Raw genomic sequence first — 9,464 nt, 5'->3', positions numbered from 1 at the left:
GATAAAATTATCCCACATCAGTGCTTTCCACTTTTGTTTTTAATCTGCACACCGTTTACGAACGTTACCTTGTTCAAAGTTGGCTCTTCCTTCTTATTTTCCATATTCTAACAATAAAAAGAACTATCATTTTGATTTAACAGGAGCTTTTAGTAACATTATTGAAGAAAGTGAAGCAATAGAATATGATGATGACGACGATGAGGATGAATTCGATGATGATGACGATGACTAACATCTCATTAATCCATAGCTTTTAAGTTTATTAAAGAAACAGGTCAGGACGCTATATCCTGACCTGTTTTTGATGTTAGTTAAGTCCTAATAGTTAGTTTGCTTTATTTGCTCTCAGCATTAGCTATTGATACACGTACTCTGCTTAATGTTTCCAATGTCATCTGAAGATATGAAGCAATCATTGTCAAAGGTGCTCTTCTAGTTATTTCAGGAAAATGTTGCTGTAATCTAGCGTATCTGTCATTTGCTGATTCGAAACGTAAAATGTCAGCCTTTAATTGTGATAACATTAAGGAATTTTCAAAAAAACTCCGATATAGATAAGCTATATCACCATTAGCATCAGAAAGTTCTTCCATTATATCACGCGGAATTTCCCATAAAACACTGTTTTCTACAGCATCCATCATAAGATGTGTTGGCTCTCGGTTAAAATAGCTGTCAATACACCAGACAACATCTTTTTCACATGCTAAATGTTCTATCACATCCTTATCATGCTTTAGGTAGTGCTGTCTAATAAATCCCTTTTCTATATAAAATAGGCAATTACAGATATCACCTTCATTTAGAATTATATCACCTTTTTGATATTTCTTAGGCTGAATAATATCTGCAAAAAGGCGAATATTCTCCAACTTAAGTTTGCGATTAGGGCATGTTTCAGCTATAATCTGTTTTGCAATGTCAAATTGAATACTCATAGGCTAAAGTTATTTATATCCAACATTTTGTTTCAATTTTGGGTTCAAGTCTATACTTTTTTGTGGAATAGGAAAAACTGTGGTATACCCATTTTTCTCATCAGCCAGTTGGACTCGCTGATCGTATGATTTGTGATAAACTCCAAAACGCACCATATCTTGTCGTCGCCAGCCTTCCCATACTAACTCCAACAAACGCTCTTTCAATATGTTCTCAAGCGTAGCTTCTCGATATGGCATACCAACACGACCTCGGACTTCGTTCAACTCCAACGAGCCATCCTCACCATTACGTACCTTTGCCTCGGACTTCATCAGGAGAGCATCGGCATAGCGGAATAGCACGATGTCGTTATCCGGTTGTCTACCGTCGGAATGTGAGGTCCTATCAACCTCATATTTTGCCATACGAGCACCAGCTGTCTTGACATAGGAGCTTCCCGTAAGATTCAACTTTAGCTCCAATGGGAAATACTCCAACTGCTGTCCATTGTCCATCATTACAGGCTTTCCATCAACCTCTACGATGCCGGCATAGAAGTTCTTTTCAAAGCGAGCATCTACATCATCTGTGCCGTATCCGTTGGCTAAGACTGTTGAGATATTGGCACTGGTACCATTTTCCGATGAGCCACCCAACGCACCGCCATGGTTGTAGTGTCGTGATCGGAAGAGATACCAGAACTGCGCAGCATAGAGGTTCTTATCCAACGGAATGGTGAATATGTTTTCGTTGGAGTTCTCGTTATGCACAGAGAAATTATAGCTATAATCGTCCTCCAACCGATAACCTACCTCGGCAAGTTTATTGCAATATTTGATACAGGTCTGCCAAGCGTTGAGTTTCTCACCATCGACGGTGAAAAATATCTCTTTACCGTTCCGTGGAACGCCATCAGTCCAATTATCATCACAATATATCTCGGCATTAAGAGCCAACTTAGCCAAAAGGAAATTAGCTACAGGTGTTGTTATACGACCATAGTAGTTACCCATCTTATTACTACGCTCATTTGGCAACAACTCGGCAACCTCCTGCAACTCATTCACGATAAAACGGAAAACCTCGCTACGCTCGCTCTGCACAACTTCATCCTGCGGTTGTTCATAGGATGTTACGATGGGCACTCTGCCATACATATCCATAATGTAGTAGTAGAAAAGTGCTCTCAGAGCTCGCACCTCAGCTTCGTAGGCCACTCTCTGCTCCTCAGATAGGTTATGGCTATACTTATCGATGATATGCAGAGATTTGTTCGATAACACAACAACCTTGTAGAGGTATTTCCAAGTATTGTAGAGTGGTAAATCATTAGGACTCCACTTATGCTGATACATATTCGTCCACAAACCTCCATCGTACCAGTCGCCACCACGAATAGGTATCATGGCTTCGTCTGTAGTAAGTGTGTTATAGTCATAAATCCCACGACAGGTCCCCTGTAAACCCTCACTGTCTGCACTGCCACCAATGTAATTGTAGAGCACAGCCACTGCATTAATATATATGTTGTTGGCATTGTTGTAAATGTCTTCTTCATAAAGTTGATCTCTAGGGTCTTCAGTAAGACAAGAGGTCATCATCGTTGCCAAAGCAACCATCAATATGTTTATATATCTTTTCATAACTGTAAGCGGTTAGAATTGAATACTAAGACCTAACGAATAGGTACGATATAAAGGATAGGTGCGTTTGTCGTCAATGCCCAAAGTGTTGCTTACTACATAACTGTTTATCATTGGAGTAAGACCGCTATAGCCTGTGATTGTTGCAAGGTTGCTAATGCCTGCCGAAAGACGCAATGACTTCACAGCCTTGGATTTCATTGGAATATTGTAGCCTATGGTAATATGTTCAATATTTACATAGTCACCTTTTTCCAACCAATAGTCTGAAACATTCTGATCAATAATATTTTTTTCAGGAGCACCCTTCAATACATTGTAGTCAGGGAATATAGACATATTGGTATAAGCCAAGCCCGTGCCATTGAATATCTTATGACCGAAAGCACCATTTATCTGCATGGCAATATCAAAGGACTTGTAACGGAAACTGATGTTTGATCCAATAGTTACCTTGGGGGTTGCCTGACCTGCTATATACCTGTCTCCGCCATCGCTAAAATCAATCTCGCCATCATCATTCAAATCTTCAATATCGTAACTGTAGCCACCAAGTTCATTTTCTTTAAGCCCTTTGCAGTGAGGTAGATAGAATACCCCCAATGGCTGACCTACAATCTGATATACTACATTATTGTCTCCACCGTTCTGACCTGCACCATAAAGCGAGCCAATCGGAGTAATATCTGAAGCTGTCATATGCATACCATTATACTCTCCACTAAGCGAAAGTAACTTATTCTTCTGGTAGGACATATTGAAGTTGATATTCATCTCCATATCCTTTCGTTGAATGGGAACTACCGAGATTCCTAGTTCGACACCCTGGTTAGACATCGAGCCGATATTTGCCATCAGTTTATCGAACGCAAAGGTCGGAACGGGAACATCATACTCATAGAGCATATCAGTTGTCTTTGAGTAATATAATTCCGAGGTAAGCATCAACCGATTATCCCATATACCTAAGTCAAAACCGATATTAAATGTTGAACGAGTCTCCCACTTAAGGTCCGGATTCGTGTTGCGTATACTTCCCATTGTTACGGTAGGTGCACCGTTGATGGATACGATACCATTCTCCTTTACGGTATTAAGTGTTGTATAGGATGTTATACCTCCAAGATTTCCTGACCGACCATATCCGGTTCTTAGTTTCAACATTGTTATAAAGTCAGTATCAGAGAGGAAGCCTTCTTTTTTTACATCCCAACCCAGTGATACTGATGGGAAGAATCCGAAAGTATTGTTATCGCTTACCATTGAAGAGCCATCTCCACGGAGTGCTGCCGCAATAGAATATCTATCCTTGTAACTATATGTGACACTACCCATTATTGAAGCAAGTGACGGGTCTTCATAGCTACTGCTCGTACCACCGAAAGGACGCGATGATGTTGCTCCGATGTTATTATAGGAGAAATCATTTGTTGTTATTCCTTTTGCCTGCACCCATAAACCAGTCCTTACCTGTTTAAGATATTCTGCGCCAACAACAGCATCAAGGTGTGAGTCTCCCCAAGCATTGTTATATGAGAGGGACACATTTGTAAAGTAGTCTTCACCCTTGAACTCTCCACGATAAACATTGCCTTGCGCCCACACCCATGTAGGACAAAATTGAGCATTTCCCGTAGATGAATATGAATAAGAGCCGAAAGCCGACAATATCAAATTGTCAAGGATATTAAATTTCAGCCCCAAATGTGTATTGAAATTCCGTTCTTCGGAGTCATTTTTCTCATAGAGGAGTGCTCCGGGGTGGTTGATGTGTGATGCAGCCGAGTTCTTCACCCAGTTGCCATTAACATCAGTTCCTGCTGGATATGTAGGATTCTGTGCAGCTGCCGAGTAAAACAGCATTCGTGTATCGAAAATGTCGTGTATCTTTGACGAGTAGCCATATACACCAAAATCGCCAACTAAGCGACCATCGAAAGCCTTTTGTGTAGCATCAAGTTTTACCACTAAATTTCGGTAATCGTTAACTTTGACAATTGTATTATGATCCATAAAACCGAACGATGCTCGATAGTTTGAGTTTTCCGAACCACCGCTAAAAGCCAAGTGATGCTGATGTATCAAGCCCGTACGAGTAATTACATCGTGAAAATTGGTGTTGTAGCCACCATTATTGTAATCTAATCCAAGTGCCTCTGCTGTAGCTATATACTCCGGGCCGTTGAGCATTTGCAGATGTTTATACATTGACTCGAATCCGTAGTTGCCATCATATGATATTTCGAAACCTCGCCCCGTTCCTTTCTTGGTCTTAATCTCAATTACACCTGAAGCACCACGGGAACCGTACATTGCCGTTTCGGTAGCATTCTTCAAAATAGTGAAACTCTCGATGTCTGCGGGATATATGGTAGATAGCGTAGCGATGTCAGATGTCACTCCGTCAATAATTACTAACGGGTCATTGCCACCCATAATGGATGTGGTACCACGCACACGGATACTATTCAGCATAGCGAGCCTGTCAGTCCCATTAGTGGTGACGTTCACACCGGCAGACTGACCACTCAATACATCCAAAGCATTATTCAATGGTCCCTTCTTGATATTCTCGGGCCTGATATGCTCTAATGATTTAGTCGCCGAAATGGTATCTTGTTTCTCTCTGATATTCTGTACTTGTGCATCAATTTTTTGAGCACTACAGATGAAGAACATTATGACAAGACAAAGACTGACTCTTCCCATCTTGATTCGTTAAATCTCTGTAGATTCCCCAGACCAGACAGTTAATAAATCTTATACGCAATGTATTATAAAGAGGGGGATTGGGAATCTGTACTATTTCCCTGCCTGTCCGTCCGCTTAGCCATTGTATATTTTTTTTGTTATTTCATATCAGTGATGCTGATAATCCAAGCAAGAACAGAGTAAACATCTACCTCTTTTATACATAAATCCTTTCCAAGGACTTTATAAGCGCAACCATTAACTACATTACATTACAAAGGTAACAATAATTTGTCATTTGAAGAAATTTAGAAAAAAGAAAAAGTCATTATGCGTGATATTTTTTATTTAATTACGACATTTATCAAATACAAAAAATCATAGAAGGACAAAAATCTTTAAATGATTTGATTATAAACAAACTTTAAATAGTTAAATTGCAATAATACTATACCATGGTTGTTCTTTACCTTAATGTAATACTACTGTTATATATCTGGTCATTTATCTCCTTTTGTCGGATGCAAAGGTTGCCAAACCTCTTTTAGAAAACGAAAAGTTCAAGCGGTAAACCATTTGGAGCAGTTTCGTCCTCCGTTGGAGAGTAAACAGCTCCAAAACCTTTTCTTATTCATCGGCTTGGCTGAAAACTGCATCCGGCAACGGAGATAAACGACTGACGAAATAATAGCATAAAACAGCATAGCCCCCCCTTAATAAGGCAATTTTATCAATGCTGTTTTCATTCTTTTCAGAGGACTATTATTTTCGACAGAGAGAAATTTGGCAAGCGGCAGATTTCACTCCCTCAAAAATAATAGATTTGAATTGCTGTCCTCTTGCCTTTATTGGAAATTGTAGTACCTTTGTAGTGGCTTGTGCGAACGAGCCAAGCAATGTGGAAAGATGGGAACATCGAACCATCAATAAAGTACCGAAAAGAGGGAAAATACCCTCTACCACCGCTCTTTGAGTGTTAAGAAATAATAAAAAGGTTAAATCTTCACCTTTTAGAATGTACCCCTAAAGGTTATGCCCATATTTCTGACTTATAACTCACAAAATATTGAGTAATAACTGGTTGCAAATACTATAATCTTTAAATTGTTTCTGTTGCAAAGTTACCCTCCTGCGTATTCGCTTTGCTGTATCATAATCACGGATAGCATTACCATTTTCATCTGAATTACCGCAAAGCATACCAGAAGAATTCCGAAATTTTTTCGAACGGTATCTTATCCATCCGGTCATACAAGTCTACATGATTGGCTCCGGGAACGATATACAGTTCTTTCGGTTCGCTGGCTTCTTGATAGGCATCCTCACTGAAATAGCGCGAATGTGCATGCTCGCCTGCAATGAATAGCACGGGGCGTGGTGAAATCTCTTTAATCATGGCAAACGGATAGAAGTTCATCAATGCCGCCTGACTGGTAAAGCGTATACCTTGATAGCGCGGATGATAGCCACGCAAGGGGTTGCGATAGTAATCGAAAAACTCCTTCTGCACGGCATTGGCATTTCCCAGCAGTTTCTCCGGTGTGCCAAAGCGGATACGTGCTTCTCCCGTTTCTGCTTCCTTCCAACGTTGTTCGGCAACTTCATCCAACAGTTTGCGTCTTTGTTCATCCGTCATCGAATCCCCCAAACCGTTACGGGTGGCACGCCCCATATCATACATGCTCACGGTTGCCAATGCCTTGATGCGGGGGTCGAGAGAAGCCGCACAGACAGAGAACCCGCCGCTTCCGCAGATGCCAATCACACCGATACGGTTGCGGTCAATAAACGGTTGTAGTCCGAGCCAGTCTACAGAAGCACTGAAGTCTTCCACCAATGCGTCGGGCGATACCGTGTGACGCGGTTCTCCTCCACTTTCGCCTTGATAGGAAGCATCAAAAGCCAGAGTCACGTAGCCTCGCCGTGCCATTTCCTGTGCATAGAGTCCGCTACACTGTTCTTTCACAGCCCCGAACGGGTGTCCGATGATGAGGGCTGCATAGTGTTGCGCTTCATTGAAATCCTTCGGGAGGTACATTTCGGCGCAAAGCATGATATCATACCTGTTTTTATAAAAGACCTTACGGACAGTAATTGTCGGATCTGTTTGAAAAGTCTTTGCCGGTTCATCGGATTCAGAAAGCACCATTCCGTTCCGACAGCGTGCCGCCATGATAAGTACTTCGTCTATCTGAGCCTGTGTCACGCCGTTGTGCTTGGCATGGGCAATGTGAGTATTCAACTCATTCTTCACGCCGTCCAACACCGACAAGGCAGCCACAGTAGACAGTTCACGGGTACGCCAGTCGAGATTGTCACGGCTGAATATGTCACCGAACAGATGAGCTTTCAGAAATTGGTCCAATGCCGGAGCAAATGTCAGCACTTCTCCTAGTGCCGGACGACCGAACAGTTTCAGCTGGTTTTGTCCACCGACAACAAACATATCCGAACTCTTTACCGGAGAAGGCTCCCGTCCGGCTTCATCCTTTATGCCTTGTGCTGCACGCTCTTTGGTGAGATTCATCAGCGTAACCAATGCACCCATGCTGCGTGGAAAGCCGCAATAGGCATAGAGCTGGGTAAGTACTTCTTTTTCTTCGCTCACGGTCAGCCCACAGTCAAGTCCTCTGGCAAGGATCACTTTGAGGCTGTCCTGATTGCCACGTGCGGCATACATACTGATGGCGGCAATACTTTGTTCTTTCTTGCTTAACATATTGTCCTTGTTTTGTGCCTGCGTATAAACGATACAGCATATCAGGCAGGCGATGGTTGTAATTAACTTGTTCATATTGCTTTCTGTTTAGTGATGAATTTATAAGAACTTGACAAACGCCGGTCTTTCCAGTCGGATATTTTTTCCCGTATTCTTCAGTAACCCCGTATTTCGGTTTCTTTCGAATATCTGTATGCAGTTGGCATCCCTGCAAACCACTGCCAAATAGCAACCATCCGGAGAGATGGCAAAACTTCGCGGATAAAGACCTGTTGGCTGAAATCCTATTTGAACCAATGTTCCTTTTTGGGAATCAATGGAATAAACAATTATGCCATCTTCTTTCAAGTGCTTGGAAGCATAGAGGAATTTGCCATCGGATGAAACATGGATATCTGCATTTCCCTCTGCAACGAAAGGGTCGCAGACAATTGTTTGTAAACGTTCCAACTTGCCTTCATTATAGGAGAATACAGTTATTTTACCCGAGAGTTCACTGATGAGATAAGCAAATCTGCCATTCGGGTGAAAACATATATGTCGAGGTCCTGAGCCGGAATCCATCTGTATGCGGACTACTCTTGATTCATCCAACAGAGAATGAGCCTTACCTGCTTCCGGTCGTTTGCCTATCGGAAACAGATAGATACAATCTGTTCCCAAATCGGTAGCAAGAAGGAATTTGCCATCAGGTGTAAAGGTCACGCAATGCAGATGCGATTGTTCCTGCCTTTTTTTATTCGGCCCATTTCCAGCAAAACGAATTATTTTTGTATCACGTTGCAACTTTCCTTTCTTATCCTGTGAGAATACCGTGATGCTGCCACCCTTATAATTTGCTGTCAGAACAAAGTATTCCTTTGGACTGAGAGTAATATAAATAGGAAGTTCACCGTCTGTAGATTGCGAGTTAAGCAGAGACAGCAGACCACTTTCCTTATCAAAAAGCAAAGCATTGGCAGTCGAACTTTTCCCTTCATCATCGCCTATGGCATAAATTCGATTACCAGTGCTATCAGATGTAAGGAAAGCAGGATTTGAAATCCCTCTCAGCCCACACGGATAGTCGACATCGGCAGTTTGTCCGTCAAACCGGTACATTCTGACACCTTCTTCGTCTGGCTTCATATAACATCCTACCAACAGAAATTTTGCATAAGTTCCCTTATCCGGGACATCTTCGGTTGACCGCGCTTGAATCGTAGTGAAGCTAAGCCATAAGATTAACATGACAAATAAAGCTTTTGGTTTCATCTTATTTACCTTTTTGGTTTCACTTGCAAAATTACAGCATTCACATACTGAAGATTAGACCTCAATCACTGATAAAATTACCACTTTCATCGGGCTTGGACCGGGTTAAATGTTATCTGTGAAAATGGTAAGACAGTCTGTGATTAGGGTTATATGTTCGTTGATTGAATGAACTAACTTTGTCGTCATGGAATAAAATAAATAAGGGATAGAAAAGAAACAGCTGTTCCTCA

At 41.6% G+C, this 9,464-nt stretch carries 5 protein-coding genes; all 5 read right to left on the bottom strand.

All coding sequences use genetic code 11. The features are described 5' to 3' along the window. Positions 1–338: 338 nt before the first annotated feature. Complete coding sequence (locus BACPLE_RS12830) at positions 339–941, bottom strand: Crp/Fnr family transcriptional regulator (RefSeq protein ID WP_004295295.1); 603 nt, start codon at positions 939–941, stop codon at positions 339–341. Between the two features lie 9 nt (positions 942–950). Further along, positions 951–2,567 (bottom strand): RagB/SusD family nutrient uptake outer membrane protein, encoded by a 1,617-nt coding sequence (locus BACPLE_RS12825; RefSeq protein ID WP_005641955.1) that lies wholly within the window; start codon positions 2,565–2,567, stop codon positions 951–953. A 12-nt stretch (positions 2,568–2,579) separates the two neighbouring features. Continuing rightward, positions 2,580–5,276: a SusC/RagA family TonB-linked outer membrane protein gene (locus tag BACPLE_RS12820; RefSeq protein WP_005835700.1), complete on the bottom strand. Its 2,697-nt coding sequence runs from the start codon at positions 5,274–5,276 to the stop codon at positions 2,580–2,582. A 1,168-nt stretch (positions 5,277–6,444) separates the two neighbouring features. After that, on the bottom strand, positions 6,445–8,052 hold the full coding sequence (locus BACPLE_RS12815) for a carboxymuconolactone decarboxylase family protein (RefSeq protein ID WP_005835705.1): 1,608 nt from the start codon (positions 8,050–8,052) through the stop codon (positions 6,445–6,447). A gap of 24 nt (positions 8,053–8,076) precedes the next feature. Beyond that, positions 8,077–9,231 (bottom strand): lactonase family protein, encoded by a 1,155-nt coding sequence (locus tag BACPLE_RS12810; protein ID WP_004295300.1) that lies wholly within the window; start codon positions 9,229–9,231, stop codon positions 8,077–8,079. Positions 9,232–9,464 lie beyond the last annotated feature (233 nt).

The organism is Phocaeicola plebeius DSM 17135, from assembly GCF_000187895.1.
Lineage (GTDB): Bacteria > Bacteroidota > Bacteroidia > Bacteroidales > Bacteroidaceae > Phocaeicola > Phocaeicola plebeius.
Note: the sequence above shows the minus strand (reverse complement) of the source record. Positions and strands in the feature narration are given on the sequence as shown.